23 protein-coding genes and 2 tRNA genes are annotated in these 26,971 nt (G+C 31.9%); 13 read left to right on the top strand and 12 right to left on the bottom strand.

Annotated features, from left to right (window positions below; genetic code table 11):
- Positions 1–4,291 (top strand): DUF8693 domain-containing protein (locus tag IEV63_RS09840; RefSeq protein ID WP_188406635.1); only part of this gene is annotated, 4,291 nt, incomplete at its 5' end.
- 331 nt (positions 4,292–4,622) lie between these two features.
- Here the strand turns inward: IEV63_RS09840 and bla are convergent.
- Both bla and IEV63_RS09830 read right to left on the bottom strand, forming a co-directional pair.
- On the bottom strand, positions 4,623–5,354 hold the full coding sequence (gene bla, locus IEV63_RS09835) for a subclass B1 metallo-beta-lactamase (protein WP_188406634.1): 732 nt from the start codon (positions 5,352–5,354) through the stop codon (positions 4,623–4,625).
- A gap of 81 nt (positions 5,355–5,435) precedes the next feature.
- On the bottom strand, positions 5,436–6,068 hold the full coding sequence (locus IEV63_RS09830; RefSeq protein WP_188406633.1) for a hypothetical protein: 633 nt from the start codon (positions 6,066–6,068) through the stop codon (positions 5,436–5,438).
- A gap of 530 nt (positions 6,069–6,598) precedes the next feature.
- On the opposite strand from IEV63_RS09830, the gene IEV63_RS09825 reads away from it, so the two are divergent.
- Positions 6,599–10,384, top strand: coding sequence for an endonuclease (locus IEV63_RS09825; protein WP_188406632.1), 3,786 nt, complete (start codon positions 6,599–6,601; stop codon positions 10,382–10,384).
- Positions 10,385–10,517: 133 nt separating this feature from the next.
- Here the strand turns inward: IEV63_RS09825 and IEV63_RS09820 are convergent.
- From IEV63_RS09820 to IEV63_RS09800, 5 genes are all read right to left on the bottom strand, one after another.
- A tRNA-Pro gene (locus IEV63_RS09820) sits at positions 10,518–10,592 on the bottom strand.
- Positions 10,593–10,756: 164 nt separating this feature from the next.
- Positions 10,757–10,840, bottom strand: a tRNA-Ser gene (locus tag IEV63_RS09815).
- 116 nt (positions 10,841–10,956) lie between these two features.
- Positions 10,957–11,601: a hypothetical protein gene (locus IEV63_RS09810; protein ID WP_188406631.1), complete on the bottom strand. Its 645-nt coding sequence runs from the start codon at positions 11,599–11,601 to the stop codon at positions 10,957–10,959.
- 10 nt (positions 11,602–11,611) lie between these two features.
- Positions 11,612–12,235, bottom strand: coding sequence for a hypothetical protein (locus IEV63_RS09805; RefSeq protein ID WP_188406630.1), 624 nt, complete (start codon positions 12,233–12,235; stop codon positions 11,612–11,614).
- Positions 12,217–13,398, bottom strand: a complete 1,182-nt coding sequence (locus IEV63_RS09800; protein ID WP_188406629.1) for a THUMP-like domain-containing protein — start codon at positions 13,396–13,398, stop codon at positions 12,217–12,219. Before IEV63_RS09800 ends, IEV63_RS09805 begins: the two co-directional genes overlap by 19 nt.
- A gap of 116 nt (positions 13,399–13,514) precedes the next feature.
- On the opposite strand from IEV63_RS09800, the gene IEV63_RS09795 reads away from it, so the two are divergent.
- Complete coding sequence (locus IEV63_RS09795; RefSeq protein ID WP_188406628.1) at positions 13,515–13,691, top strand: Lacal_2735 family protein; 177 nt, start codon at positions 13,515–13,517, stop codon at positions 13,689–13,691.
- On the opposite strand, the gene IEV63_RS09790 is transcribed toward IEV63_RS09795, so the two are convergent.
- From IEV63_RS09790 to smpB, 4 genes are all read right to left on the bottom strand, one after another.
- Entirely contained in the window at positions 13,688–14,236 is a 549-nt protein-coding gene (locus tag IEV63_RS09790; RefSeq protein ID WP_188406627.1) for a hypothetical protein, read from the bottom strand. The genes IEV63_RS09795 and IEV63_RS09790 overlap by 4 nt on opposite strands.
- 169 nt (positions 14,237–14,405) lie before the next feature.
- The gene (gene udk / locus IEV63_RS09785) at positions 14,406–15,017 is read right to left on the bottom strand and encodes a uridine kinase (RefSeq protein WP_188406626.1); all 612 of its coding nucleotides are present in this window, start codon (positions 15,015–15,017) and stop codon (positions 14,406–14,408) included.
- 187 nt (positions 15,018–15,204) lie between these two features.
- The gene (locus IEV63_RS09780; protein WP_188406625.1) at positions 15,205–17,700 is read right to left on the bottom strand and encodes a DUF5686 and carboxypeptidase regulatory-like domain-containing protein; all 2,496 of its coding nucleotides are present in this window, start codon (positions 17,698–17,700) and stop codon (positions 15,205–15,207) included.
- Entirely contained in the window at positions 17,700–18,158 is a 459-nt protein-coding gene (gene smpB / locus IEV63_RS09775; RefSeq protein ID WP_188406624.1) for an SsrA-binding protein SmpB, read from the bottom strand. The genes IEV63_RS09780 and smpB overlap by 1 nt, the downstream gene beginning before the upstream one ends.
- A 188-nt stretch (positions 18,159–18,346) precedes the next feature.
- Between smpB and sucC the strand changes: the two genes are divergently transcribed.
- Together sucC and IEV63_RS09765 are read left to right on the top strand one after the other, a co-directional pair.
- On the top strand, positions 18,347–19,540 hold the full coding sequence (sucC, locus tag IEV63_RS09770) for an ADP-forming succinate--CoA ligase subunit beta (protein WP_188406623.1): 1,194 nt from the start codon (positions 18,347–18,349) through the stop codon (positions 19,538–19,540).
- Positions 19,541–20,084: 544 nt separating this feature from the next.
- A complete protein-coding gene (locus IEV63_RS09765) occupies positions 20,085–20,543 on the top strand; it encodes a YehS family protein (protein WP_188406622.1) in 459 nt (152 codons plus the stop codon).
- Between the two features lie 30 nt (positions 20,544–20,573).
- Here IEV63_RS09765 and IEV63_RS09760 read toward each other — a convergent pair whose 3' ends face one another.
- Positions 20,574–21,959, bottom strand: coding sequence for a peroxiredoxin family protein (locus tag IEV63_RS09760; protein ID WP_188406621.1), 1,386 nt, complete (start codon positions 21,957–21,959; stop codon positions 20,574–20,576).
- Between the two features lie 144 nt (positions 21,960–22,103).
- Here IEV63_RS09760 and IEV63_RS09755 point away from each other — a divergent pair, with 144 nt between their 5' ends.
- From IEV63_RS09755 to IEV63_RS09720, 8 genes are read left to right on the top strand one after another with little or no spacing between them, the layout of a single operon-like run.
- Entirely contained in the window at positions 22,104–23,159 is a 1,056-nt protein-coding gene (locus IEV63_RS09755; RefSeq protein ID WP_188406641.1) for a hypothetical protein, read from the top strand.
- Positions 23,143–23,385, top strand: a complete 243-nt coding sequence (locus IEV63_RS09750; RefSeq protein WP_188406620.1) for a hypothetical protein — start codon at positions 23,143–23,145, stop codon at positions 23,383–23,385. The genes IEV63_RS09755 and IEV63_RS09750 overlap by 17 nt, the downstream gene beginning before the upstream one ends.
- Positions 23,382–23,630, top strand: coding sequence for an acyl carrier protein (locus tag IEV63_RS09745; RefSeq protein ID WP_188406619.1), 249 nt, complete (start codon positions 23,382–23,384; stop codon positions 23,628–23,630). The genes IEV63_RS09750 and IEV63_RS09745 overlap by 4 nt, the downstream gene beginning before the upstream one ends.
- A complete protein-coding gene (locus tag IEV63_RS09740) occupies positions 23,630–24,205 on the top strand; it encodes a 4'-phosphopantetheinyl transferase family protein (RefSeq protein ID WP_188406618.1) in 576 nt (191 codons plus the stop codon). Before IEV63_RS09745 ends, IEV63_RS09740 begins: the two co-directional genes overlap by 1 nt.
- Positions 24,206–24,263: 58 nt before the next feature.
- Positions 24,264–24,905 (top strand): hypothetical protein, encoded by a 642-nt coding sequence (locus tag IEV63_RS09735; protein WP_188406617.1) that lies wholly within the window; start codon positions 24,264–24,266, stop codon positions 24,903–24,905.
- 24 nt (positions 24,906–24,929) lie between these two features.
- The gene (locus IEV63_RS09730; protein ID WP_188406616.1) at positions 24,930–25,541 is read left to right on the top strand and encodes a trimeric intracellular cation channel family protein; all 612 of its coding nucleotides are present in this window, start codon (positions 24,930–24,932) and stop codon (positions 25,539–25,541) included.
- A gap of 9 nt (positions 25,542–25,550) precedes the next feature.
- A complete protein-coding gene (locus IEV63_RS09725; protein WP_188406615.1) occupies positions 25,551–26,420 on the top strand; it encodes a PPK2 family polyphosphate kinase in 870 nt (289 codons plus the stop codon).
- Positions 26,421–26,450: 30 nt separating this feature from the next.
- Entirely contained in the window at positions 26,451–26,927 is a 477-nt protein-coding gene (locus tag IEV63_RS09720) for a nucleoside deaminase (protein WP_229737228.1), read from the top strand.
- Positions 26,928–26,971: the final 44 nt, after the last annotated feature.

Here is a 26,971-nt window from a genome sequence, read left to right as displayed (position 1 = left end):
AGATCCCGCTGGATTTGCAAATCAAACTGGCATTGATTTAGTTACCAACTCTTTCTACGATAGTGATATTACATCAACAGACAATAGTGATGCAACGGGCGAGACTACTGTAAATTTAAATTTAGATTCCACTTTTCTAACCGCTGGTTGGGATTTTGTCTGTGAAACGGACAATGGAACAGATGATATTTGGAGAATTGCTTCAACTGAAAACAATGGATATCCAATTTTTAATTCGAATTTTGAATTACCAGATTTAAGTCCAGCAGGAGATGGAACACCGGGTAATCCATATTTAATCGCGAATTTAGGAAACTTGATTTGGTTGGCTAATAATAATACGGAATGGGATAAGTTTTATCTTCAAACAGCAGACATAGATTTAAGTGCTACAATCGAGTTTGAATGTGATGGCGATAATGCTTTTCAAATTATAGCACAAGGAGAATTAGAAGCCTTTTCAGGAAATTATAATGCTCAAAATTTTACCTTATCTAACTTAAATTTAGATTTTAGCGATAACCGAATTGGATTTTTTGGAACGCTTGATAACGCTACAATTAGTAATCTTAATTTTGTTAATGCTTCCGTAATGGGAAACAGCAACTTAGGTGTTTTAGCTGGAATTATAAACAATAATTCCAGCATAGAAAATTGTTCGATAGACGGTACTGTAGCACAAAATAATGAAATTGACTTGATAAATATTGGTGGTCTTGCAGGTAGCATTAATAACTCGTCTGCATCTAATATTAATCTTGGTGATACAAGTTTAAGCATAACTTCTTTTGGAGATTATGCTGGTGGATTAGCAGGACGCACTAGTTCAGCTATCATAACTAACATTAATTTGTCTGGAAGCATAATTTCTGCAGGAGACTATACTGGTGGATTAGCTGGAGAAATAAACGCAACTAATCTTTCTGCAATAACATCTTCTCTTTCAACTGAAGGATTAAATTTTGTTGGTGGTATTGTCGGTGAAGCTAATAATGCTAGTACAATTACAAATGTATCGACGTCTGGAAATATAACGGTAAGTACAGCTTCCACAAAAATAGGTGGATTAGTTGGATATTTATTAAATTCAGAATTGACTACCACTTCAAACTTTACCGCAAGCATAACCGCTTCAAGTTCAGACGAAGTAGGTGGTGTTGTAGGAAACATGGAAAATTCAACTTTAGCATCTTTCAATCCAACTCCTAATGCAATAGCAGGTAATAACCAAGTTGGTGGTGTTGTTGGTTTAGCATTAAATAGTTCGATAGAGAATGTAGATGTTGTGTTTACTTCGATAAATGCTAACAACCAAGTAGGTGGTATTGTTGGTTTATTCGATCAATCTACAAGTGCAAGTGTTTCAAGTTTATTTAATGCGCTAGAAAATAATCAAATAACAGCTAACGACCAAGTAGGAGGTGTGTTTGGAAGGGTGCAAGGCGATGTAAGTGGAGATGGAGTGAGTATTTCTTCCATTACCAATCAAGTTGCCATAAATGGGAATGAACTTGTAGGTGGTTTAATTGGAGATTTAGATGCTACCGTAACTATTGAAGCTATTGTTTTAAGTCAGGTTAGTCTAGAAGCAGAATCTAAAGTTGGAGGTCTTATCGGCCAAACATCAACAGGAGTTACTTTGCAACAAGTAGGTGTAAGTAATGTAAACATATCTGGTGTAGATGGTTCACAAATAGGTGGTTTAATCGGTGTTTCTAATGGTACTGTTACAGAATCTTATGTAAAGAGTTTTTCTATTGATTATAGCACTTCATTAACTAATGCTGGTGGATTTGTAGGACAAATTGATGCTGGAAGCTTAACAGACAATTATGTTTTATCTACCAGTGCATCACCTAATCCTTTTTCTAATGTTGCAGTTACCAACAGCGCAGGTTTTGTAGGAAACGCTGTAGGTGGAACAATTTCTAGAGCTTACGCTGCAGTTAATTCAAGTTTAAATGGATTTACGGGTACAAACACAGGAACAACTATAACTAATAGTTTTTATGATGAAGACTTAGCTGTTGGAAGTACAGATACTTCAGCAACTGCCACGGCGACTAGCGATATGAACTTAGAAGCAACTTTTACTGCAGCTGGTTGGGATTTTGAATGTGAAATTGAAAATGGAACTTTATATACATGGGGTATTAATACAACTGATAATGAAGCATACGCATTCTTACGTTGGGAAGGTTTTGAAAGTGAGTGTGTTTTAGATGCAAATTGGATAGGTGTAATTAGTTCAGATTGGGCCGATGCATCAAATTGGGCTGAAGCTACCATACCAGAAGCAGATAATGACATTAGTATACCAGCTTCAGCACCTAACTACCCGTTGTTAGACGCTGATAGATCTATTAAAAATTTATTTATTGAAGATGGAGCTACATTAAGTATTGGAGAAAATAACACACTTACTTTAAGAGGTAATATTGTAGGACAGGGAACCATTGTTGGTAGTATGGATTCATCTATATTAATAATTGGAAATGGTGAATTAACACTACGAATGAATCAAGATATTCAAGAAGATACGAATATGCTCTCTAATTTAACTATCCAAGAGGGATCAGCAAACGAAAGAGCATTAATTTTAGAAAGTCCAGTATTTCTAAACAATGTGCTAAGTTTAGAATCTGCAACTACTAGTTTACGAAGCGATTTAAACCTTACGTTGTATTGCGATTTTAATTCTTCTAACTTAAAGGTAGCACAAGTAGATCAGCAATTAGGAGAGATTACTGGTGGCTTAGTTGCTGAACAGTGTTTCCCAACACGAAGAGGCTTTCGATTTATTTCACCGTCTCTAATAATGTCTGGTACTATACATGATAATTGGCAGGAAGGTGCATCTTCACATAATGATAATTCAGTACCTACTGGATATGGTACGCACATTACTGGTAACGGTTTTGAAAGTGCAACACCTACTCTTAACCAAAACAACAATGGTTTTGATTGGAACCCTTCAGGAAATCCTTCCATGTTTAACTTCTTTAGTACAACACAAGCTTGGGAGCCACAAAGTTCAACAAACCTTGGTTTAGGGCCTAGAAGTGCAAGAAGAATATTGATTAGAGGTGATCGTACAATTGACATAACACAAAACGATGCTCAGCCAACTAGTACGAAATTAAGAACTAGAGGTACTCCAGATGCAACTGCTAGTATTTCTGTGAATTTTGATAATAATTATCAAGAAGGTGACTTAATTTTCTCTGGAAATCCTTATTGGGCACAAATAGATATTAATCCAATAATAAATAATAATTCGAGTTTACTAAATTACTTTTACTACTGGGATCCAAGTTTAGGAGGTACACCTACAGCTGGCGAACCTGGTGGAAGAGGAGCTTGGGTAGCTTATTTAACAGGAGCTTTTGACGAATTATCAGCTGGATCTGTAATAGAATATGACTTAAATGGAGAAGCAAGCTTATCGAGCTCTAATGTTTCTAACCTTATACAACCAATGCAATCCATTATGTTTGTTGCATCCGGTGGTTCTGTTGCCATTAATTATCAGCAAAGTAACAAAGCTGTTAACGAAACTCAAGTTCAGACTTTCTCTAACGATGACTCTAGTAAGAAGCGGGTTAATGTAAAACTCTTTAAACAAAACGATCCTACTTCAGCTTTAGATGCTTTTAGAGTAATTTTTATAGAAGGTGCAAATAATGATATCGGTGCAGGCGATATTCCAAAATTATCGAATATAGATGAGAATATATCTAGTATGCAAAATGGTGAATTATTAACTATACAGCTTAGAGATATTCCTGAAGCTAATGATGAGTTAAGTATGTTTATTGGTAATTACAAACACACTGAATATACTTTAAACATATCGAATGAAAGTTTTGATGGATTAGATGCATATTTAATAGACCAGTATACCAATGATGAAGTTTTACTAAGTGATGGCGAAAACTACTTCGATTTTAGTATAGATGCAAATATAAATGCATCTTCAGCATATAATAGGTTTAAAATAGAATATAGAGTATCAGATTTATCTTCAACAGATTTTGATGCTTCGTTAATACAAATGTATCCAAACCCTATTGAAAATAATTTTGTAGTGAGATTACCTAAAATTATTTCTGACTTAAATTTTGAAATCTATACCATGTTAGGGACTCAAGTACCTAATAAAAATTACGCACAAACTATTAACAATAATGAATTAAGGGTAGATCATTTTAATGAAGTTCCTGGAGTTTATTTTATAAAATTATTTAATGAAGGTGAACATATGAAGACCTTAAAATTCATTAAAAAATAGTTATAACCTAAATTTATAGATAAGTCAAAGCTCAAATTTATGAAGCTAAAAAGCTAAAACATTTTTTAGCATGCCTTGTTGTTAATTCGAATAAATTGGTATATGAATTATATTAATGAATAAGATTGTTTGAATGATGTGAAGAAAAACTATACAATTAAATTTTTGGTAATTTAGGTGTATAGTTTTTTGTATTAAAATACTTTAGATGAATAAAAATTATTAAATGAAGTAGTTAAATAGCTATTTTTATAAGTGGTATAAATTACTAATTTAACCAACTTAATTTTTAAGTATTAATTCGTTATTACCTTATTTCGCATTTAGATTTTTATAATTTGAAAAGGTCAATAGTATAATCTAAGAGTTCTTTTCCACCGCTTTTGCCATGTCCCGGAATTACATAATCTACATCCGTAAATTCGTTTTTTACTTTTTCAACTGTTAAAGCCCAATCTTCTGTATTTGCATCTGCCAGGTTTCCTTTTGATGCATTCAATTCTTTTATTAAGCAACCACCGAATAAAGTCTTTTCACTAGGAATATAACCTACGATATTATCTTTTGTATGTCCTTCTCCAAAATATTTTGTAAAGACTAATTGCTTACCAATTTGAAATTCATTTAGATTGGTAAGTAGGTTTTGGGGTAATATTTTTTCGTTGTTTCCTTTAGCAAGTTGAATAGTTTGTTTAGTAGCATAAGATTGAATTCCTTTTGTATGGAAAGCACCTAAACCACCCAAGCAGTCGTTATGAAAATGTGTGACTACTACAGCTCTAATATTTTTTTGGCCAATCCAATTAATTAATTCCAAAGAAGCTTGATTATTAGTTGGCGTATCAAAAACAATAACCTCGTTGTCTTTAACGTAAACCATTCCGTTGCAAGGATAACTCTTGTAGTTTTTAGCATCTAAATAAGTAACATGCTGAAAAACATGTTCACTAATTTGAATGATTTTCAGTGTTTCGGATTCGTATGCCTTAAGAATTTTTTGATCTTGTTGACAACTATTAAAAATTAAGGCTATCAGGCTTATTTGCAGTAAGTACTTCTTCATATTTTGCAAGAATTTTATGTATTTAAAAGTAAATTAATTGCTTAACAAAAGCAACTTAAAAATTCTTATTTAGCTTTTTTGTTAATCGCTTTTGGTAAATTTATTTATTTCACGTATCAATCCATTCCAATAGCTATATTCTCCTCTTTCAGAAATATAGCTACCTTTATTGTTCATTATTACGTAACCACCACAAGGATAAGGAATAGGGTAAAATGTCTTTTCAATTAAATTGTTAATGTCAGGTTTCCAATCAATTTCATTACCAGATCCTTTTAATCCTTGCGTTGATTTATACACAAAAACTTGTTTTAAATTGTCTATTTTATCAAATTTTCTTCGATACTGATTATATTTTGATTTAAAGTTCGATTTATAAGCTTTTGTACTGCATTTGTCACTTCCAGGATAATAATTAATCAACAATATATCATTTTCACCGAATTCTTCATTTTTACTTTTAAAAAATGTGGTTTTGATAGAGTCTAATACCTTTAATTGTACTTTTCCTTCCTTGTACCTGGACACCTTCACATTTAAAAAAGTAGAGTCTAATTCAAATCTCAGCGTGTAGTCAAGCGCTTGATCAGACTTACGTTCAAACTCAGGTTTGGATATATATTCAAAATTATCATTAATATAAAGTTCCTTTTTTTGACCCAATAAAATACAGTTACATAAAAATATTAGTAATATCGTTGATATGATTTTCATTCTTCGTTTTTTTAGCTGTTGTAAATCCTATTCTTTACTATTTAACGTATAAAATCTATTTCTATCTTTTTATCGCTGTAATACACCCTTATAATTTCCCGTTTTAATCTTCTGTCTATTTCTTGTAAAATAGCACATACTTCTTTTAATTTCTATTCGTGTAGCACCAGATAAAGTTTTATAAAATATTTTACTTAATTTTTATTTGTAAAAATACTTTTACCTTCGTTTTCTTCAATTACCAAAGACTTTTTTTGCACGAATTTAAGTCTATAATTAATATGATTAACACTGCATTATCTTTCATTTAATTGGCAATCAATCTGTAACATAAGCTTAAAAGTACGCATTCATTTCAAATTAAAGCGTTCAACTAATGAAAATGATATAATTTGATTTTGTTACTTAACAGATTTATTATTAACAGATTATTTCTAAATTGTTTTTATATGTAATATAAATACTACAAAATACCTTATTTTGCGCAATTGTTTAGAACTAGAGATTCAACCTTATTTAACTTAACAACTATGCGTAAATTACATAAGACTTTATTACTTATAGGTTTATTGTTTCATGTTTTGGGTGTGTTTGGACAAGTACAGACCTATTATCAAGATATTGATTTGAGTAAGACTGGAAACGATTTATATGTAGAGCTTTCAGATCTATTGATTAATACGCATAGTGGTGTAAGTTATTCAGCTATATGGAATATTCTGCAACAAGCAGATTTAGACCCAGACGATAATTCCCTTACTGATGTTTTATTGGTGTATGGTTTTGACGATTTAGATGATGTTTACACCACCGACCGTACACGCGATAAAAATTTAATTTGCAATTTTTCTGGTAGTTGTACAGGTTTTTGGAATCGGGAGCATGTTTTTCCGCAATCTTTAGCAGATCCACCTATGAGTACAAGTAGTATAGGAACAGGAACCGATGCGCATAATCTGCGCGCTGCAGATGCACAGGCTAATAGTCAACGCGGTAATAATCAATTTGCTCCCGGTAGTGGAGATCCCTTTTATGGCGGTGTTGATTTATATTATCCGGGTGATGAATGGAAGGGAGATGTTGCGCGTATTATATTGTATATGTTTTTGCGCTACCAAGAAGAATGTTTGCCTACTTATGTTGGTAATGATACAACAACTTACGACACGCAAATACCTGATATTTTCTTAGAGTGGAATGCAGAAGATGAAGTTTCAGATTTTGAGATTAACCGTAATGAAGTGATTTATGGAGAACAAGGAAATCGCAATCCGTTTATAGATAATCCTTATTTAGCTACTTTAATTTGGGGCGGGCCAACTGCAGAAAATACTTGGCCACAAAATGGTTCAGATATTGTATTTGATACTAATTTTAGTACTCCTGAAAATATTGCTTACATCAATTATACAACAACATCAACACTTACTGCATCAAATTCCATAGAAATTGGTCGTTTTATTTTACGCGATGGTGGCAATTCTGGCGATTTAGATACTAAAGATACCGAATTAACTTCCTTAAGTTTCAGTGTAACTGGGCAGGAAGTGATTCATAAAGCAGCCCTTTATCAAGAAGGTGTTTTTCTTTCAGAAATACTAGTCGACCAGCATGACATTCAATTTAATAATTTGCAAATTGAAGCATTGGATGGGGCAGAAAGTGTCTTCAGTTTATATGTTTCATTTGAAAACACTGTTGCCGATCAAACCCAATTTGTATTTAGAGTACGAGAAGCTGTTGCTGAAGCTACAGGAACTAGTTTTGCTTATGCGAATGCAGGCGGAGCAGAAACAAGTTTACTTTTGGATGAAAACCGCATAAACGTAGAAGCAACTGCATTAAATTTTGCTGTGCAGCCTAGTGATGTAAATTTACAAAGCCTTATGCAAGCTCCACCTGTAGTTGAAGCTATTGATGCTAACGGAAATGTAGATTTAGACTTTATGGAAGAAATACAATTGAGTACGACTTCTAATTTTACAACCGATAGCAATAGTAGCCAACAAGCTGTTTTAGGTGAAAGTGTCTTTAATAATTTAGCTTTCGATATGGTTGGTCCGTCTTTCAGTTTAACTGCTTCGGCTAACGGTATTGCACAAAGCCTTGAAAGTGATTCATTTGCTGTTATAGATGCTCCAGTTTCGATGCAAGTCGGTGAAGTTTTTATAACAGAAATTAGCGATCATCCTACCTTTACTTTGGAGTTTATGGAGCTCTTTAATTTTAGTGAAAAACAAATTGATTTAACAGGAGCTAAAATAGTTATGTTACCAGACGAGACTGTTTGGGGTTTTGGTGCTAGTTCTGGAAATTCTATTGCCAATGCTGTAATACCACCCAAAAGTTTTGTGGTAATTAGTCGTGGCGGTACTTTAACTGATTTTGAAACAGCTTATGGTGCACTTCCTAGCAATACAACTTTTATCCAAGGTACGCAGGGAATGTTTTTTGTGCCTAACTCTACTAGAGAATGGCAATTGATTCAAGGTGGAACAGAGAGTTTAGTCGATGGAAATTTGATTGATGATAATGTAGGTTTTGGTGTTGATGCTAATCAACGGATATCGCGCAATTTATATCATAATTCCTTTATTAAAAATAATAGTAATACTGCAACACCTGGTAGCTTAGACGATTTAATTTATGTAGATGGAGATTGGGTTAATAACAGCGTACCTGATTTAAACAGTGAACAAAAAAACGTTTATTTTTTTGATGATTATGTATTAGATTCATCTTTTAAAGCAAAAGAAACAGGAATTAAGTCTGATTTTGTACTCCATCTTAATGGAAATATGCTTGAAGTTACCGATCATGTTCATTTTGAAAGTGCGGCTGCATCTACAGCTCAGTTAGCCGACCTGCAAGGTGGGAGTGTAGTAGGAGAAGCAATAGTTGAACGTTTTATACCTAAAAGAATTGATTCTGTTAGAGCATTTCGATTTATTTCATCTTCAGTTGGTAATGTATCTTTAACAGATTCATGGCAACAGCAAACACATATTACAGGTGCAGTTGGTACTGTAGGAGAACAAAGCAGCAATGGTTTAGATTATACTTTGTCTGGTAACCCATCTTTATTTACTTATAATGAAACTTGGAATCCTGTATTAGAGACACTCACCACAGCATTAGTACCTGGTCGTGGTTATCGGATGTTTATTCGTGGTGATCGCAGTGTAACCTTAAATAATAATAATGCTTTAGCCAATGATGTAAAATTAAGTGCTAAAGGAAACTTGGCAACTGGAAACTTAGTAGCTCCCGATATTTCTACAATTCCAAACAAATATTCATTTGTAGGAAATCCTTATCAGAGTATAGTAGACTTATCACAATTAAATTATGGAAGTGGTATTTTAAGCGATTATGCTTATTACTGGGATGCTAGTCTAGCTAATCAAGGTGCTTTTGTAAGTATAGATATCAGTACAAATACATCAAGTATTATAGATACTAATATTCCAGATCCTGGTAGTTCTAATGTAAATCGTTTTTTACAACCTGGTCAAGCTGTGTTTTTTCAGAACGATGGTTCTGGAAGTGGTTATAACATTTCTTTTACTGAATCTTCAAAAGCTTCACAAGAAAATTCTTTACAAGTTTTTAGTACTTCAACAACTCCTTATATAAATATACGCATATATGAACAACATAAATTTCAGCAAGGTTATTCAGAACAGGATGCAACTGGAATTCGTTTTTATGAAACAGAAGCTGATGTTTTACCTCAAGCTTCTAAGTTGGGTAACTTAAATGAAAATTTAGCTTTCGATGTTGGTCCAGCATTACTTTCCATTTATAATACGACTAAACCTGATGTCGATACGGTTTATCCTTTATTTCTTAATAACTTAGAGAATGAAAATTATGTATTTCAATATAATATCAATCACATAGATAATGCTGTAGAAGTACGACTTTATGATGCTTATTTAGATGAAAGTATAGTACTCCATAATGGTGAGAATATTTACGCTTTTGGTGTTGATACATCTGTTCCTGAAAGTTTAGCTTACAATAGGTTTTCATTGGTTTATGAACAAACTAATTTGGGTACTGATTTAACTGATTATAAAGATTTCTCGTTTTACCCCAATCCTGCTAATCAAGAGTTTTTTGTTAACCTACCACAGAAGTTTAATGAAGCAAATTTGCGAATGTATAATTTACAAGGACAAATTGTAATTCAACTTAAGATGAATCGATTAAAAACTTCGATAGATGTTTCTAATCTGTTATCTGGTCTTTATGTTATTGAAGTTTGTGATGAAAATGCAGAATGTTTTAGGGATAAGTTGGTTATTGAGTAAAATTAATCAATAGTTTGTATCGTATTAAATATTTTTCAAGCATACTCACAAATGTGATTTTTTTGGTAACCTAAATGCGGTACAATAGTAAAACAAAAAGCCGATTATAATTAAATAATCAGCTTTTGTTAAGTCGGGGTGGCAGGATTCGAACCTGCGACCTCCTGCTCCCAAAGCAGGCGCGATGACCGGGCTACGCTACACCCCGAGTGGTGTAAAAATTTCAAAATAACAATTAACCAAATAATATGGTTAGAACTTATACCCAACCGAGCGTAGTTTATGCCGCACTTGTTGCGGTACTACACCCGAGTGGTGTGATTTTATATAATTTGAACTATTGTGCTTTTGGCAAATAATCCAAAAAAACAGCGGAGAGACAGGGACTCGAACCCTGGCGACACTTTCGCGTCGACAGATTAGCAATCTGCTGCATTACCACTCTGCCACCTCTCCAATTTTATATAGGAACTTGTTCTTTTTGCGGTTGCAAATATAGATATAGACCTGATTGTAGCCAAATTTAATTGAGCTTTTTTTTAAAGTTTTTTAGCTAACTATTAAAGCTAATTTTAATCTTCTGGTAATATTGGATTTAACATACAATCTAATTCGCTAATAAAATAAAATTCAGGGTAGATTAATATATCATTTACTTCATCGTATAATTCAGATTTAAATACAAAGTCTAAATCATATTTGGTGCTTGATATGTTCGCTAAATTAACTTCAGAAGCTTGGAGCTTCTTTGCATTCTCGATCGAAATTTTAAAATAACTAAAGTTTGTAATGTTATAATAGGGTGCTGAATCGTCTGCTATGTTTACATAACCACATCTTTTAGGTCCGATTTGTGGTAGTTTAACTGTAAGGCCATTTTTCAATTTTAATTCTATGCTAGTTGAACTTCCAAAGCAGATGGGTTGTAAAATATCTTCGGCGTCTTCATGAATTTCTACCAATAGTATTAAATCATCTTTTGTTTTTAATAGGGTAAAATCAATTACCCTTCCGCTTGAAGGCGTCGTCCATTCTTCGACCATAATGGCTTCAGTTTGTAAATTTTCAATTTCTCCATTTGCACTTATAGTGTACGAAGTATAATAACAGGGCTCAGATTGAATAGGCTGAGGGTAGTACAGTATTTCTTCTTCAATAATTTGAGCAAAATTTATTGTTGTAACCAGGAAAAATATAAATGATAAAAATTTAGTCATACGAACTACCTTATTTTTCAACAATTAATTGTGGGTGTGTTACACATTCTAAGTAATCAATAAAATAAAAACTTGGGTAATTTACTCGATCATTTACATCATCGTAGATTTCAGTTTTAAAAATAAAATAAAGCTCATTATCTCCAGCTTTTAAATTTCCTGAAATTAATTCTACTTCTTTTAATTTATCAAATGCATCTTCTTTAATTAAAAAAGAACCCCGATTTTTTACATTATAAAATCCTTCTTGTGCAGACTCTAATTGGTTTCCACAAAGTTCTGCACCTACTTGCGAAAGCATTATATTTTCACCATTTTGAAGCTTTAAGTTAAAACTAGCTCCGGGGCCTATGCAAATTGGTGACAATGCTTCTCTGGCATCTTTGTAAATTTCAACGTTTAAAATAATATTTCCACGGTAATTTATTAAACTAAAATCTATTACTCTTCCTATTTCAAAAGTGGTAAAACTGTCTATTAATTTGGTATCGGTTCTTAAAATTGCAATGTGTTTATCTTCTCCAAGTTCTACCTGATCGTAGGTGCAATCTACTTCGTTTTGTGTATCTTGACTATAAACGGAATGGCTTAAAACCATACTTATAATTAGTAAACCTAATATTCTTTTGTACATAATATGTATTTTTTTTGTTGGTTTTTGTCGGTTGTAAAAAAGGCATATTGGTTTCCGCCTTCATTTATCTTAAATAGCTTAATCAAATCTTTTGCCATAATTGGAAAATTTCGAGTAGAAACATTTATTTTCTTGTTTTTCAATGTTTTTTTTAAACTTTTTGGCTTGTAGTCAATAATTTCCTTAATTAAAAAAGCCCTTCCGGGAAATGCTTTTATTAATTGATTAGATGTAAATAAATGAGAGTTTGGATGTAATTTTTTTAGTTGAAAAACTTCAGCTAAATCTTCAAATTTTCCTACTTTCATTAAAGCTGCATTGGGTTCGTATAAATACTGAAGTGGTTCAGAATAAATTAATGCATTTGTTGATTGGTTGTAACAAAAATTAAACGTGTTGGTTATACTCGACTTATATTGTATGGTTTTAATAGTTGGTTTTTGTTTTTCTACAGAAAAATCTAACTCCCAAAGCAATTCTTTTAGCTCATTACCTACACAAACCACATGTATTTTATTTACATACTTTAAGTTTTTAATACCATAACAAATATCGATTAACGGACTAGTTTTAATTAATGCTTTTTTAGATTTATCTTTCATTAAATTAAGCACATCCAGAATATTAGGTTCACATTCTTCAAATAAAAACACCTTTTGTTTTGCAGTGTTTCTTCGAGATGGATCCATGTATAACCAATCTACTCTTGTATGTAAATTTTCTAAATAAAGTTCTGCTGGAGATACTTCAAACTCTACGTTATTTTTTTCAAAAACTTCGCAAATATTGTGTTTTACAATCTCAGCGAGTTCATTGTCTTTTTCAATATATATAATTTTTTTGTTGGTGCCCGATAAGGCAAAAGTATCAATACCAAAACCACCCGTAAGGTCGCAAACTATTTTATTCCCTTGAATAATTTTGGACTTGTATTGGGCAGTTTGTTCAGATGAGCTTTGCTCTAAATTTAGTTTTTTAGGAAAAACAACAGTAGTGTTTTTTACCCAATTTGGAAGTTTCTTACCCAAATTTTGTCGAGCTGCAATTTGTTGTGCTATAAATGTTGTAGATACATCGCTAAATGGAATGCCTTTTAAAATAAGCTTTGAAACATTTTTACCTAAATTATTTTGAATGAATTTTATGTGTTCTTTACTTAGCATAGTACAAATAATGTTCAAATGTAATCTATAGTTGAATCTTTTACTAAAATGAAGCCAATATTTAAGAAGAATTAATATGGATGGTACAAAAAAATTAAATTTGAAGTAAAAAAATTATGTTTGGATTGTTTAAGAAGAAAAGTGAAATAGATCAATTAAGAGATCAATATAAAAAATTGCAGAAAGAATCTTTCGATTTATCTAAGTCTAATCGTTCTGCCGCCGATAAAAAGTTAGCTGAAGCTGAAGAAGTGTTTAAAAAAATTGAAGCATTGAAAGAAAAGGAGAATTAAAAGCCGCTTTCCTGCTTGTTCGATGCTTTGTTTTCTTCAAAATGATCAAACAAATACTTTTTGTTAAAAATATAAAGTAAAGGTACGTAACTCCCTTTTTCTTTTACACAATAGATGTTTACGTAATTTTTGTTTGTTGGATTTTGAAGCACTAAGCCATAAGCAAAGGCTTCTCCAACAAAGGCTTGTGGCCTAGACCATGCATCATTTGTATGGGTTATTTTATAGCCTAAATCTAGTAAGAAATCTCTGCTTTTTTTTAGGTGTGTTACGGTTTTTATATAATTAAAACCATTGCCCATATTAGAAGGAATTAAGCTTACCACTTTAAGTTGTCCATCTTCATTGTACCGAAATCGCTCTACATCAACTTTCCAAGATACTTCTGTTGAAAATGGTATTGAATTTAATTTTTCAGCATTAGAATTATAAGCAGCAAGTACTTCTTGTTTGCTCATGTTTTCATTAAATACTTTATAAATATTTTGTTGACTAAATCCTGTAATTGAATGGAACAGGAGAAATGTTAATATGATTTTTTTCAATTTGGTGCTTTTCATCAAAAATACAACTTCTATGTTGATTCCTTTTGGCTGAGTTGAAGAAGTTTCAAAACATCATAAAACATTAGTAAATTTTAATAGTGCAGATACAATTTCAATTAAATGAAGCAACACTGCTATTAAAACAATTCAAATTGAAGGAATTTTGGTTCTAACTTAAAATACGCTCTTTAATTACCGATTGCACAATATTAATGGCAACATTATTGTATTTGTTGTAAGGTATAATGATGTCTGCAAACTCCTTAGTGGGTTCGATAAATTGCTGGTGCATGGGTTTTAAGGTAGTTTGGTAGCGGTTTAATACTTCATCTAAATCACGTCCACGTTCCTGAATATCGCGCTTTAGTCTTCTTATTAAACGTTCGTCGCTATCGGCATGTACAAACATTTTTATATCGAACATATCACGCAATTCTTTATGTGCTAAAATAAGAATCCCTTCTACAATCATTACTTTTTTAGGAAGTGTAGTTACTGTTTCTCCTGTACGGTTATGTTCTTTAAACGAATATATGGGTTGCTCTATGGGAACGCCAGCTTTTAAACTGCTTAAATGCTCTTGAAGCAACTCGAAGTCGATCGATTTGGGATGATCAAAATTAATTTGTTTTCGTTCTTCAAAAGTAAGATGACTCGTATCCATATAATAAGAATCTTGGTAGATTACATCTACTTCGTCGTGTTGTAATTCGTCGATAATTTGGTTTACAACTGTGGTTTTTCCACTCCCTGTCCCACCTGCGATTCCTATAATAAGCATGAATACAATTTTGGACAAAAATACATTTTTATCTGTTTTTGATTGTATAACTTAAAAACTTATTGTTTTTTATAATATGAGCTTGCAATTTTCACACAAAAAGGGAAGATTTTAAGGTAAAAGCTTTCGAAAAGAAAAAGATTATAAAAATGAAAGGAATTCGATTACTCAAATACACAATTTATATTTACAATAAATTCAAAAATTGAAGTCCTAGCATAACACCACCTGTAGAATTTCCGTTATGAAACGATTGCACATAATCTAAACGAAAAAATCGAAACTTTCCAAAGCCTAAATTTTCGAGTCCAATATTCGCTTCAAAATATGGATTTCGCTCTTTAGTAAGTAAAGCTCTGCCACCTAGAACTAAATTATAGTTTAATTGATTGAGCAACGGAATTCGATTTAAAATCAGGCCTTTAAATTGATGTTCTGCATGTATTTCTGCATAACTGTGTTGAGTGGAAAAGGCATAATAATCCAAAAGCAAAAATCTTCCTACATAACTTGATGCAGATTCTACAAAAGTTTGGTTTCCGTTGAAGTGTTTGTAATCTAAAAAAGACATTTGTTTGCTATTGTTATTAATCCAACCCGCATTTACTGCATAATTGAAGCTTCCTAAATTGGCCAAATTAACATCTTGCTTAATTTGTGTACGAATCATATCGAAATTATAATCGCTTACCGAACTTCCAAAGCCTTTTTCGTACACAAAACTAATGTTAGGATAAGCTGGATTATTCATGTTGAATTTTCCGTCAGGACGGTTAATGTATTTTTGTCCAAATCTAAAAGTGGCTCCAATCCTTGCTTTAAAAATCTGATGATTTTTAAATAAGGTTTCACCCAATTGTTCAGAAAATAGGGGATGATTGCTAGTAAATCCATCAGGATTATTTACCCAAATTTGAGAATTGGTGGAATTTTTAAGAGCGTTCCTATCTTCAAAAGCAAAGCTTGCGTAAGCACGAAAACCATTTACAATTTCATCGGCAAATATAGCTTCTGCATAGTTACGTTCGTATAATTTTAAAAAGCTACGTTCGTAAAAGGTGGCAGCGATAGTGTTTATAAGTGGACTTATGGGTTCAGTACTATTAATTTGTTGGGCTTCGCTTCCAACAGAAATTCCTAAATATGTATCTTTAAAATTATTGAATTTATGACGGTAATTTAAGCTTCCACGTAGTTTTTCTTCAGAAAAGCCATAGTTTAACTTCGCACTTATGTCCCAAAATTGTTTATAAGAATTGTCTTCATCTTTTTGGAGATAGGTAAAAGACGTATTTATATTCCAACCTTGTACATTGTTGTAATTTAAACTTGTTGGCGAAAAACCAGTGTAGGAAAAACTTCGATTTTTGTATGAATTTTGCCAAGTGTAACCAGTTATGGGACTCAAGATTTTAAATTTATTTCGAACTTGGTCAACCGAATCTAAATAGCTTTTCGATTTTCGTAATTGTTGAATGCTGTCTTTTTTAAGGTAGTCGTTTTGTTCAACTTTAGTTAAAGGAACTGGACGGATGCCTTCCCAAAATATTGAATCACGTTTGTTGGCATCGCGTTCGTAAAATACAATTTCATTGGTAAATTGCAACTTTTCTTTAGCTGGTGTAAGTTCATAATTTTTGTAAAAACCTAAAAATTTTCCATTCCCCGACATGCCTAAAATTTTCCATGTAAAGTTGAAGCCTTTCGATAAACTCAGCCAAATTTCTTGCTCAGCATCGTAGGTAAATTCTTGCTGAAACTGAACGCTTTCTAAAGGTGGTATTTGCGTTGCTTCTCCTGTTGTACTTAAATCTACTCCGTAAATTTCCCAAGTGTCTTCTACAATATAGATGTAACCCGAAAATACTTTATCTTTTTTTCGCTTAGGAATTACTTCTACTTTATTGATTAAAAATCCATTGGAATCGTAAAAAATACCATCTAATTTATAATCATAATAATTGAAGGCATAATCGGCAATAGGAGAAATCATTTCGATATTGAAGCTAATGGTGTTGTTGTAAAACGAAACATTAAAGTCTTCTGCATTGTTCCAACTAAACCCATTATCGTTACCACTAACTTTAGATGCTGTAATTTCTTCTCTAAATTGATCTGGCGATTTATAGTAAATTTTAGAAACGGTTTCACTTAAATAAATAATCCCACTTCTGGTAGAGTCTAAAGTTCCATCGAAATCTCCTACTTCTACACCTAATATTTTCTCAGGAATATTTTCAGCTCTCCACAAACTTCGCGAATAAAAGTCTGCCACAAATGCATCAATTTTACTTTTATTCTCTTTTCTATGGTCTATAGCTTGTTCAATTATTTTTAAAGCAGGATTTTCGTCTGCATATACAACTACATTATCTAAACTGGTTACTTCTTCAATTAAAACAAGGTCTAGCTGTTGATTTTTATCTGCATCTTTTACTTCAATTTTTTCGGTTTTAAAGCCCAAGTATTGAAAAACTAAAGTAAATTCTGTATCAACTTCTTTCAGCTTTAACTCGTAGATGCCTTCTGTGTTGCTTGTAGTGCCTGTATACGAGCCTTCAATGTATATGTTTACATCTGCAAGACTTTCGCCAGATTGGTTTGTGATTTTTCCTGAAATAGTTTGCGCTACAATCCAAAAGCAATTGAGTAATAGGAGAGTGGTTAGTAGAGATTTTTTCATTAATACGATTTTTGAATCCGATCTAATTTGCGTTTGGTGTCTCGTTCTTTAATGGTTTCGCGTTTATCGTACAGCTTTTTTCCTTTGGCTAAAGCAATTTGTAATTTAGCAAAACCACGATCGTTTATAAAAAGCAGCAACGGAACAATGGTTAAACCCGAATTTTTTACTTCTTTGTAAAGTTTTTTAAGTTCTTTTTTATTCAGCAGTAATTTGCGTTCACTTTTAGGATTATGGTTAAAATGAGAAGCATGTGAATACTCCTGAATATTCATATTTACAACAAAGAGTTCACCTTTATCGTTAAACTCGCAAAAACTTTCAGCAATTGTTGCTTTACCTTCTCGAATAGCTTTAATTTCTGTGCCGCGCAAAACAATTCCAGCAATATATTTATCTAAAAATTCGTAATTAAATTTTGCTTTTTTGTTCTTTATTTTAATGTTGTTTCCTTTCATGAATATTCCTTCAATTGAATGACAAAGCTAATTAAAAACATTTGATGTCTTACCAAAAGTAAAACAACTATAAAACTTAACTTTAGCGTATAATTTAGCATTTCTTTAATTAAATAGCTTTCAAATAACTTGCCTTAAGTTCTTAAATTGTTACTTTTGTAGGACTTAATTTTAAGCAAAACCTGAATATGAATTTACACGAATATCAAGGAAAAGAAATACTAAATAGTTTTGGTGTTAACATTCAACGCGGAATTGTAGCACAAACTCCTGCAGAAGCTGTAGAAGCGGCTAAAAAACTTACCGAAGAAACTGGAACGGGATGGCACGTTATTAAAGCACAAGTCCATGCTGGTGGTCGCGGAAAAGGTGGTGGAGTTAAACTTGCCAAAAATTTAAAAGAAGTAGAACAAATTGCTGGTGATATTATCGGCATGAATTTAATTACTCCGCAAACTTCTAAAGATGGAAAAAAAGTACACCAAGTTTTAGTAGCTGAAGATGTATATTATCCAGGTGATAATGATCCTGAAGAATATTATATGTCTGTTTTACTTAATAGAGCTACTGGAAAAAACATGATCATGTATTCTACCGAAGGTGGTGTAGATATTGAATCGGTTGCAGAAAAAACACCTGAATTAATTTTTACAGAAGAAATTGATCCTGCTACTGGAATTTTACCTTTCCAAGCTAGAAAAGTTGCTTTTAATTTAGGATTAAGCGGAAAAGCCTTTAAAGAAATGACCAAATTTGTAACTGCTTTATACCAAGCTTACGACGGTTCGGATTCTTCTTTATTTGAAATTAATCCGGTTTTAAAAACTTCTGACGATAAAATCTTAGCTGTAGATGCTAAAGTAAGTATAGACGATTCAGCTTTATTTCGTCATAAAGATTATGCCGAATTACGCGATAAAAGAGAAGAAGACCCAACAGAAGTTCGTGCTAAAGAAGTTGGTTTAAGTTTTGTAAACTTAGACGGAAACGTTGGATGTATGGTGAATGGTGCTGGTTTAGCCATGGCAACCATGGATTTAATTAAATTTGCTGGTGGCGAACCAGCTAACTTTTTAGATGTAGGTGGTACTGCAGATGCCAAACGTGTAGAAGAAGCTTTTAGAATTATTTTAGAAGATGAAAAAGTGGAAGCTATATTAATTAATATTTTTGGTGGAATTGTACGTTGCGACCGGGTTGCAAACGGAGTAGTGGAAGCTTATAAAAATTTAGGCGACCAAATTAAAGTGCCAATTATTGTTCGTTTACAAGGAACTAATGCAGAAGAAGCTAAAGAAATTATAGACAATAGCGGATTAAACGTGGAGTCGGCTGTAATTTTTCAAGAAGCTGCAGATAAAGTACAGAAAGTGTTGGCTTAATTTCAACATAAAAATAAATTTAGAAAAAAGCCAAATCTTTAGATTTGGCTTTTTTTTTAGGCCTATCCCAATAGTTACCAATCCGTAAAAGTAATGCCAACACCCAAGGTAGTTTATTTGTGGTTGTAATCGATTAAAGTCTCGCCATAACCTATAAATAATAGCCCATAAAGCTTTGTGGATGAATTGTAAAACTTAGCAGCAAGCATAAAATAAGGTATCGAATTCTCATTGTAATTCAATTCAATTTTTTAATTTAAGATGGTCAATTATACTTAGAAAATAATACTTCATGAATATATGTTCTTAAAAACTTAAAAGTTTTATTGAAGCATTAGTTCATTGCTTTCTATACAAAATGCATCCATTAATTTTCTTTTTATTGAATAAACTAGAATTCGACGAATTTATCGAATTACAAATAAATTATAATGATGATATAAAAAGATGAATCTAGTTTAATTTCAAGTTTATTTATAACTCTGGTGTAAGGAATAACATACAATAGTTTAAGATTACTTATTTTTGAAACAAATTAAAATTAATGACCAACAACGATATTTTTAAAAGAATCCGTTTTATTGAAGGTTTTAACAATGCTAAATTGAAAGCCATTTTTGAAGAAGTAGATTACGATGCCAATTTAGTTGATGTAGAAGCTTGGCAAAAAGATGAAGAAGCTACTGATTTCAAAGTTTTAAGCGATGTGGAACTGGCTTTGTTTTTAAACGGACTCATCAATTTTAAACGGGGAAAGAAACCAGGTAAGCAACCAGCTATCGAAACTGAGTTAGAAAATAACGATGTGTTGAAGAAAATAAAAATTGCTTATCAATTAACAAGCGATGATATTTTAAAACTCTTTCAATTAAAAGGCAAACAATTAAGTAAAAATGAACTCAGTGCCTTTTTAAGAAACCCCAATCAAGATCAATATCGCAGATTGCAGGATCAATACCTTAGAAACTTTTTATCTGCTTTACAAATGCATTTAAAAAAGTAATTTTAATTTTATTTATAGTACCTAAAGACTTTATAAATTTTGTAAAATCCAATTTTTAGCTCGCTCAACTGAGTTTGGACGAAGTAAAATCTTTCTGTTTTTATCGATTAAATATAAAGTAGGCGTACTAAAAACATAGTAATCACTTACAGCTTGTGTATCCCATTTTTTATAATCGGATGCTGCATAAAAGTCGAAATCTTTTGTGAAATTTTGAAATTGCTGTTTAGAAGTATCCAATGAAATCATTACAATTTCAACGCCTTTTTGTTGAAGATTAGCGTATTCTTCTTGTAGTTTAGGTAACTCTTCTACACAAGCTGGACACCAACTCGAACCAAAAGCAATTAAGTAATATTCGCTTTGTAATTCATTTAAATTAGAAACAGAAATTTTAGTACCAGACTTAAAAACATCACCATCAAAAACAATATTATTTGCAATATTGCCTGGTTTCATTTTTCGGTAAACTTCCAATTGTTTTTCTAAGTTACTATTTAGGGTGCAACTGCTTTCATTTAAAAGCTTAACCGCTAAATATTCAGATGCTTCAAATAAACTTCTACTTTCTAAAAATTGAAACAAAAATTCGCCTGTTTGATTCATTTTTTCATCATCAAAAGCCAGGTTTTCAACAATAATGTCGATAGATTTTTTCATTTCTGCGAAAGCTTCATCTTGGCTTAAACCTGAATTTTCAATAAGCCAAAAATGGCCTTCAAAAGCATCTTTGTATAAACCACTTTTATAAAACAAATCATTATCGTGTTTTATATTTCTAAAGGCAGTTAAATTTTCAGGGATTAATTCGGGCTGATTTTGAGCGATATAAGAAACATCGCTCACAATTTTACGAACTGGTATAAACCATTGAATATAGGAGTTTTCAGGCAATTTTTGAATGAGATGCTGATTCACTTTTTTTAAAGATTCAATTTCATTGAGAATGTTTTCTAGGCTATTTTGTCTAGCTTTTAAATGTGAATTGTTCCTGTAAGTTTCAGCTAGGTACTGCCAAGCACCTAGAACATTTTGATTGATGTCAAACTCCTTTGTGTAAGTATTAAATAGTTTGTTTTGCTTTCCCTGTAAAAATTTCAAATTATTCTTATCAGAAAGTGCATTTGCTTGTATGCTAATGTTTTCTTTGGCAAGTACAAGGATTTGATTTTCGACTTGCGAGATACTTAAGTATCCTATTCCATAATCTTCGGCAGTGTAACTCATTGAAAAATGACCCTTGGCATCAGTTCGTGTTTCTTCAATTAAATAAGCCTGTATGCCTTCAAAACCAAGTAATTGTATTTTTTGATTTGCATTTTTAGCTAATGTTCCTTCTACTGTAAATTGTGCAAAGCAAGACAGATTAAAAAGATAAATCAAAAAGCTCAATACAAAGCATATACGCATTTTCATAAGTAAATTTTGCTTCAAAAATAGGAAAAACTTTAGTAAAAATGGGACGATGTATTATGGAAGTCTTTATATTATAAATGTTCTTTTAACGATACTAAATAGACCAGCCTTATTACAATTTCTTATATTTGAAATATGGAAAATTTGGAAGAAAAACTCATGTCGAAAAAGAAGCCAAGCTTCCCAATTAACGATTTACTTCATAAATATTTACAACACTACAACCGCAATACAAAAATCCCTGTTTTTTATGACGACTTACTTCGGTTTTCGGGTTCGATTGTGGTGTACGATCGCAACGACGAAGATACGCTTTGGGTACGTTGTTATTACCCGGATTACGAACGCGATGATATTGATAATTCTCTTAAAAAAGTATATTTATTACTGCATTCTGACGGTAAAGCAGATCGGCTTGATTTTTTAAGTATCGATGCAATTGATTATTGTACATTTGGGAATTCTAAACCCTTTAGAATAAAAATCAGGAACGTACTAAACGATAATTTCACGTACTTTTATGTAAAAAAAGCCGATGCTTCTCGGATTTATGGATTGGATTTTGAACATATTTTATCGCCACACCGAATTAATTTTTTAGTGTATAAAGACACTTTAATTGAAGAACATATTGCAGGAATCCCAGGCGATGTGTTTATAAAAGAAGAGCTAGATAAGTGTGATAACTTAGCGAAAAATCAAATTGCTAAGGAGTTTGTTAAGTTTAATGAACGTTGTACACTACGGCTGTTAGGCGATATGCGTTCGTATAATTATGTGGTGATTCCTACACACGATTTTGACCATGTTAATTATCGTATTCGTGCTATAGATTTTGACCAGCAAAATTATGAAGGCAGTTTAAAAGTTTACCGACCACAGTTTTTTAAAGAAAATTATAAAATGGTTATGTTGGTAGCCGACCGATTAGAAGAATCATCTATAGAGCAATACAGAAATGAAGAACGCTCCCAAGTAGCAAAACGATTAATTACATCTCAACGTAGATTTAGAACCTTAATTCGTTGTATGATTAAGGATCACGTATCTAAGCCAGAAAATGTAAAACAATTGCGAAAAGAATTAGTAGATTTTACCAAAGATGTTAAGTTTAAGCGAGCAAAAACAATGGGTAATATTTTAAAAACTGCTTTAGACTTTGTAAAACGAAATTACTTAGAAGATGAAAGATACCAATAAACAAAAACAATTTAAAAATAAGTATTGGCTTTATGGCGGTATAGGAACCGGTTTACTCGGCTTTGGCTTATCTGCTCTAGTCGAAAGCGGTTTTTTAAAGCATAGTAATGCACCGATTTGGCAATGGGTTTTGGCAGGAACTTTATCTTTAATTGTAATTATGGCAGGTGTAAATTTGTTGTTTGCATCTTTTGAGCATAAACTAAAATTAAACAATAAACAATGAAAGAAGATCTTATAATTCAGAAGCTTAAGGCTATTGTAGAACCTTATGTAAACAACCAATCTGCTTTTAGCAACTTATCTAAAGAGAGTAGTTTTATTTCAGATTTGGAAATTAATTCGGCTCATTTAGTAGATGTAATTTTAGATGTAGAAGACGAATTTGATATTCGTATTGAAAATGAAGAAATGGAACAAATGACGAGTGTTGGGGCTTCATTAAATATTATACAGCAAAAAATAAGTTAGTGTTAGGTAATGATGTAGTAGACTTAGAACTTGCTCAACATCAAATTCGTTGGGAAACTAAAGCTTTTCAGCAAAAAGTATTGCATCCACTTGAAATTAAAAAATATAAGGATAAAGTTTTAGGCTTTACCGATTTTTGGAAAATTTGGTCGTGTAAAGAAGTCGCATATAAAGCTCATCAACGTAAATTTAACTTAAAACCACGCTTAAATCCTTTTGATTTTTCTGTATCTGAAATTTCAACTAGTAGGAGTGAAGTTAAAATTGATAATTACAAATGTGAAGTAGCATCGTTTATCAATCCAAATTTTATTTATTCTATTATCCATAATCCTGAAGCTGTTTCTTCTCAAAATTTTGAAATTTCTTCATATAATTCATACTTTAAAAAAGATTTAAACAGAAATTGTTTAAATCACATGCTACATAAAGACAAAAATGGAATTCCTTATATTAAAATCAATTCTTCTTTTAAGCCCATATCAATTACACATCATGGTAAATATGTTGCTTTTCAATTTCAAGATAAAACTGATTTAAATTTCCTATGGAATGCAGATATTTTAAAATCTTAATACTGGCACAATTCATGTTTAATTATTATTGTTCGTATTATTTTTGTACTTTTAAATTATGAGACATTCAAGTTTTTATACAGCCTTTTTTTGTTTTGCTTTAACTTTTCAGTTTAGTATAGCACAGCTAGATCGTTCAAAAAACTCTTCAAAAACAGTAGATTTAAGACCGCTTTCTGGCAAATCTTTTCCTAGTCCTAATTTCGGAATCCCCAATCGAAACAAAGAGGGTTTATCTTTAGAAAAAGAAGGCTTTAATATGTCGAAACAACCAAATTTTATGGATCCTTCAGATTTGTATGAAGATAAAGTAAATAAACGCATGAAAGGTCCACAACGCGAACCAAAAGTCTTAGATGAATACAAAAACGATATGGATTTTGGAGAGTATAGAACTTCTGCAGGAAAAATTACTATTGTATGCCGAGACCACATGATGTTTGATGGAGACCGTGTTCAAATTTTACTTAATGGAGAAATTTTAACCGAAAATGTTTTACTAGAAAGTCAGTTTAAAAGTTTTATTATTGAATTAAATGAAGGCTTTAATAAAATTGAGTTTGTAGCGCTAAATCAAGGCTCTGCTGGTCCAAATACAGCCGAATTAAAAGTGTTTGATGAATTTGGCAACCTTATGATTTCGAATGTTTGGAATTTATTAACGGGCGTAAAAGCTTCGGCAATGGTTATTAAAGAATAATCTAAGATACCTTTACATTTTATTATGGATGTCATCCTTATTTTAGATATTTTAGGCGTTATAGCATTTTCTATTTCTGGAGTACTTACTTCCATGAGAAAGCATATGGATGCTTTTGGTATTTTAATTATTGCCTTTGTAACTTCTGTAGGTGGCGGAACTTTACGCGATGTTTTACTCGATGTGCCTGTAGCTTGGTTAACCAATATGACGTACGTATATACCATTATTGCTGCTTCACTTTTTGCCGTAGTATTTAGAAAACGATTAACCTATTTTAGAAAATCACTTTTTTTATTCGATACCTTAGGAATAGGCTTGTATACCGTAGTAGGTGTAGAAAAAGGAATAAACGCAGAATTAAATCCGATAATATGCATTGCTTTTGGTACAATGAGCGCTTGCTTTGGCGGAGTAATACGAGATATTTTATGCAATGAAATACCTGTAATTTTCAGAAAAGAAATTTATGCAACTGCTTGTATACTTGGTGGTTTTACTTACTTTGCTATTGCTCATTTTAATTTACCTAGCAGTATTGTATTTATAGGCGCATTTAGCGTTGTAGTTAGCATACGTTTAGTAGCTGTAATATTTAAAATATCCCTACCCAATATTTATAAACTATACGATTAATCTGTCCCTATGAATTTATCAGAATTTAAAGTAATCGAACCTATACAACTCAAGCAATTACCAACGGAGTTAGACCTTCAACTAAGCAATAAAAAGCTTAAAAAACAGCTTCGAAAAGAACGAAGAGATTTAGGTGAAATGCAAAACACATTATATGCACACAATAAGTATTCTGTTTTAGTTTGCATACAAGGTATGGATACTTCGGGAAAGGATAGTTTAGTTCGCGAAGTTTTTAAAGACTTTAATGTTCGTGGGGTAAATTCTTATAGTTTTAAAAAACCAACTGCCATAGAGCTACAACACAATTATTTATGGCGACATTTTAAGGTTTTGCCAGCTCGTGGTAAATATGCCGTTTTTAATAGGTCGCATTACGAAAATGTTTTAATCTCTAGGGTAAAGCCAGAAATTGTGCTAAATGAAAATATTCCAAATATCAATTCTATAGAAGATATTACACCTCAATTCTGGGAAAATAGACTAGAGCAAATCAAAGATTTTGAGCAAATTATTCACCAAAACGGATGCATTGTTTTTAAGTTTTTTCTGCATATTTCAAAAGAAGAACAAAAAAATAGAATTCTACGTAGGCTTAACAAACCAAGTAAAAATTGGAAATTTTCTCCAGAAGATTTAAAAGATCGTAAATTATGGAACACCTATATTGATTGCTATGAAGATGCTATTAATTCAACTTCTAAAACACATGCACCATGGTATGTTATCCCTTCAGATAATAAACATCAAGCACGATTATTAGTTGCCAAACTTATAAAGGAACGTATGCAAACCTACACCGAAATACAAAATCCTATTTTAGCGGAAGCTTTACAAAATCAAATTTCTAGTTATAAAGACGAATTGGAAAATTCATAATTAAACATTACAAATTACGAAGAATATTTTATGCACATCAATGCATATGCAGATAAATATATAATTGAACATATTTTATTTATGAAAGAAAAGCCACATTCTTTTTGGATACAGAAAGCTATAGCCCTAGCAAAGCAAGGTCAGACTCCATTTGGAGCACTTCTTGTAAACACAAAAGATGAGTTTATAACTGCTTACAACACGACAAAATTAAACGGACCCACTGCACATGCAGAAATGAATGTAATTCGACAAATGCATTTGCTTGATTATACAGAAACAAAAACATTAAGACTTTATACAAGCGTAGAACCTTGCCCTATGTGTATGAGCGCAATAGTTTGGGCTGGCATAGGTAGTGTAATTTATGGAGCAAGCATAGACGATGCTGCAAAATATGGCAAACAAATTCATGTTAATTCTTCAGAAATAGTTTCAAAATCATGGCTTTCAATACAAATTATCCATCATATTGAACGCAGTTTATGTTTGGAGTTATTTGAATAATCTTTTGAATAAGAACAACTTGTTTTAATATTGATAAAATAAAA

Origin of the sequence: Psychroflexus salis (genome assembly GCF_014640175.1) — a bacterium.
GTDB classification, from domain to species: Bacteria; Bacteroidota; Bacteroidia; order Flavobacteriales; family Flavobacteriaceae; genus Psychroflexus; species Psychroflexus salis.
Note: the sequence above shows the minus strand (reverse complement) of the source record. Positions and strands in the feature narration are given on the sequence as shown.

Excerpts from the sequence above, each read along its gene's own strand:
- IEV63_RS09780 (WP_188406625.1), bottom strand. The coding sequence starts at position 17,700 with ATGAAAAAATCTCTACTAACCACTCTCCTATTACTCAATTGCTTTTGG.
- udk (WP_188406626.1), bottom strand. The coding sequence starts at position 15,017 with ATGCTTATTATAGGAATCGCAGGTGGGACAGGGAGTGGAAAAACCACA.
- IEV63_RS09765 (WP_188406622.1), top strand. The coding sequence starts at position 20,085 with ATGACCAACAACGATATTTTTAAAAGAATCCGTTTTATTGAAGGTTTT.
- IEV63_RS09805 (WP_188406630.1), bottom strand. The coding sequence starts at position 12,235 with ATGTACAAAAGAATATTAGGTTTACTAATTATAAGTATGGTTTTAAGC.
- IEV63_RS09720 (WP_229737228.1), top strand. The coding sequence starts at position 26,451 with ATGCACATCAATGCATATGCAGATAAATATATAATTGAACATATTTTA.
- IEV63_RS09760 (WP_188406621.1), bottom strand. The coding sequence starts at position 21,959 with ATGAAAATGCGTATATGCTTTGTATTGAGCTTTTTGATTTATCTTTTT.
- sucC (WP_188406623.1), top strand. The coding sequence starts at position 18,347 with ATGAATTTACACGAATATCAAGGAAAAGAAATACTAAATAGTTTTGGT.
- IEV63_RS09725 (WP_188406615.1), top strand. The coding sequence starts at position 25,551 with ATGAATTTATCAGAATTTAAAGTAATCGAACCTATACAACTCAAGCAA.
- bla (WP_188406634.1), bottom strand. The coding sequence starts at position 5,354 with ATGAAGAAGTACTTACTGCAAATAAGCCTGATAGCCTTAATTTTTAAT.
- smpB (WP_188406624.1), bottom strand. The coding sequence starts at position 18,158 with ATGAAAGGAAACAACATTAAAATAAAGAACAAAAAAGCAAAATTTAAT.
- IEV63_RS09730 (WP_188406616.1), top strand. The coding sequence starts at position 24,930 with ATGGATGTCATCCTTATTTTAGATATTTTAGGCGTTATAGCATTTTCT.
- IEV63_RS09800 (WP_188406629.1), bottom strand. The coding sequence starts at position 13,398 with ATGCTAAGTAAAGAACACATAAAATTCATTCAAAATAATTTAGGTAAA.
- IEV63_RS09735 (WP_188406617.1), top strand. The coding sequence starts at position 24,264 with ATGAGACATTCAAGTTTTTATACAGCCTTTTTTTGTTTTGCTTTAACT.
- IEV63_RS09810 (WP_188406631.1), bottom strand. The coding sequence starts at position 11,601 with ATGACTAAATTTTTATCATTTATATTTTTCCTGGTTACAACAATAAAT.
- IEV63_RS09830 (WP_188406633.1), bottom strand. The coding sequence starts at position 6,068 with ATGAAAATCATATCAACGATATTACTAATATTTTTATGTAACTGTATT.
- IEV63_RS09750 (WP_188406620.1), top strand. The coding sequence starts at position 23,143 with ATGAAAGATACCAATAAACAAAAACAATTTAAAAATAAGTATTGGCTT.
- IEV63_RS09745 (WP_188406619.1), top strand. The coding sequence starts at position 23,382 with ATGAAAGAAGATCTTATAATTCAGAAGCTTAAGGCTATTGTAGAACCT.
- IEV63_RS09795 (WP_188406628.1), top strand. The coding sequence starts at position 13,515 with ATGTTTGGATTGTTTAAGAAGAAAAGTGAAATAGATCAATTAAGAGAT.
- IEV63_RS09825 (WP_188406632.1), top strand. The coding sequence starts at position 6,599 with ATGCGTAAATTACATAAGACTTTATTACTTATAGGTTTATTGTTTCAT.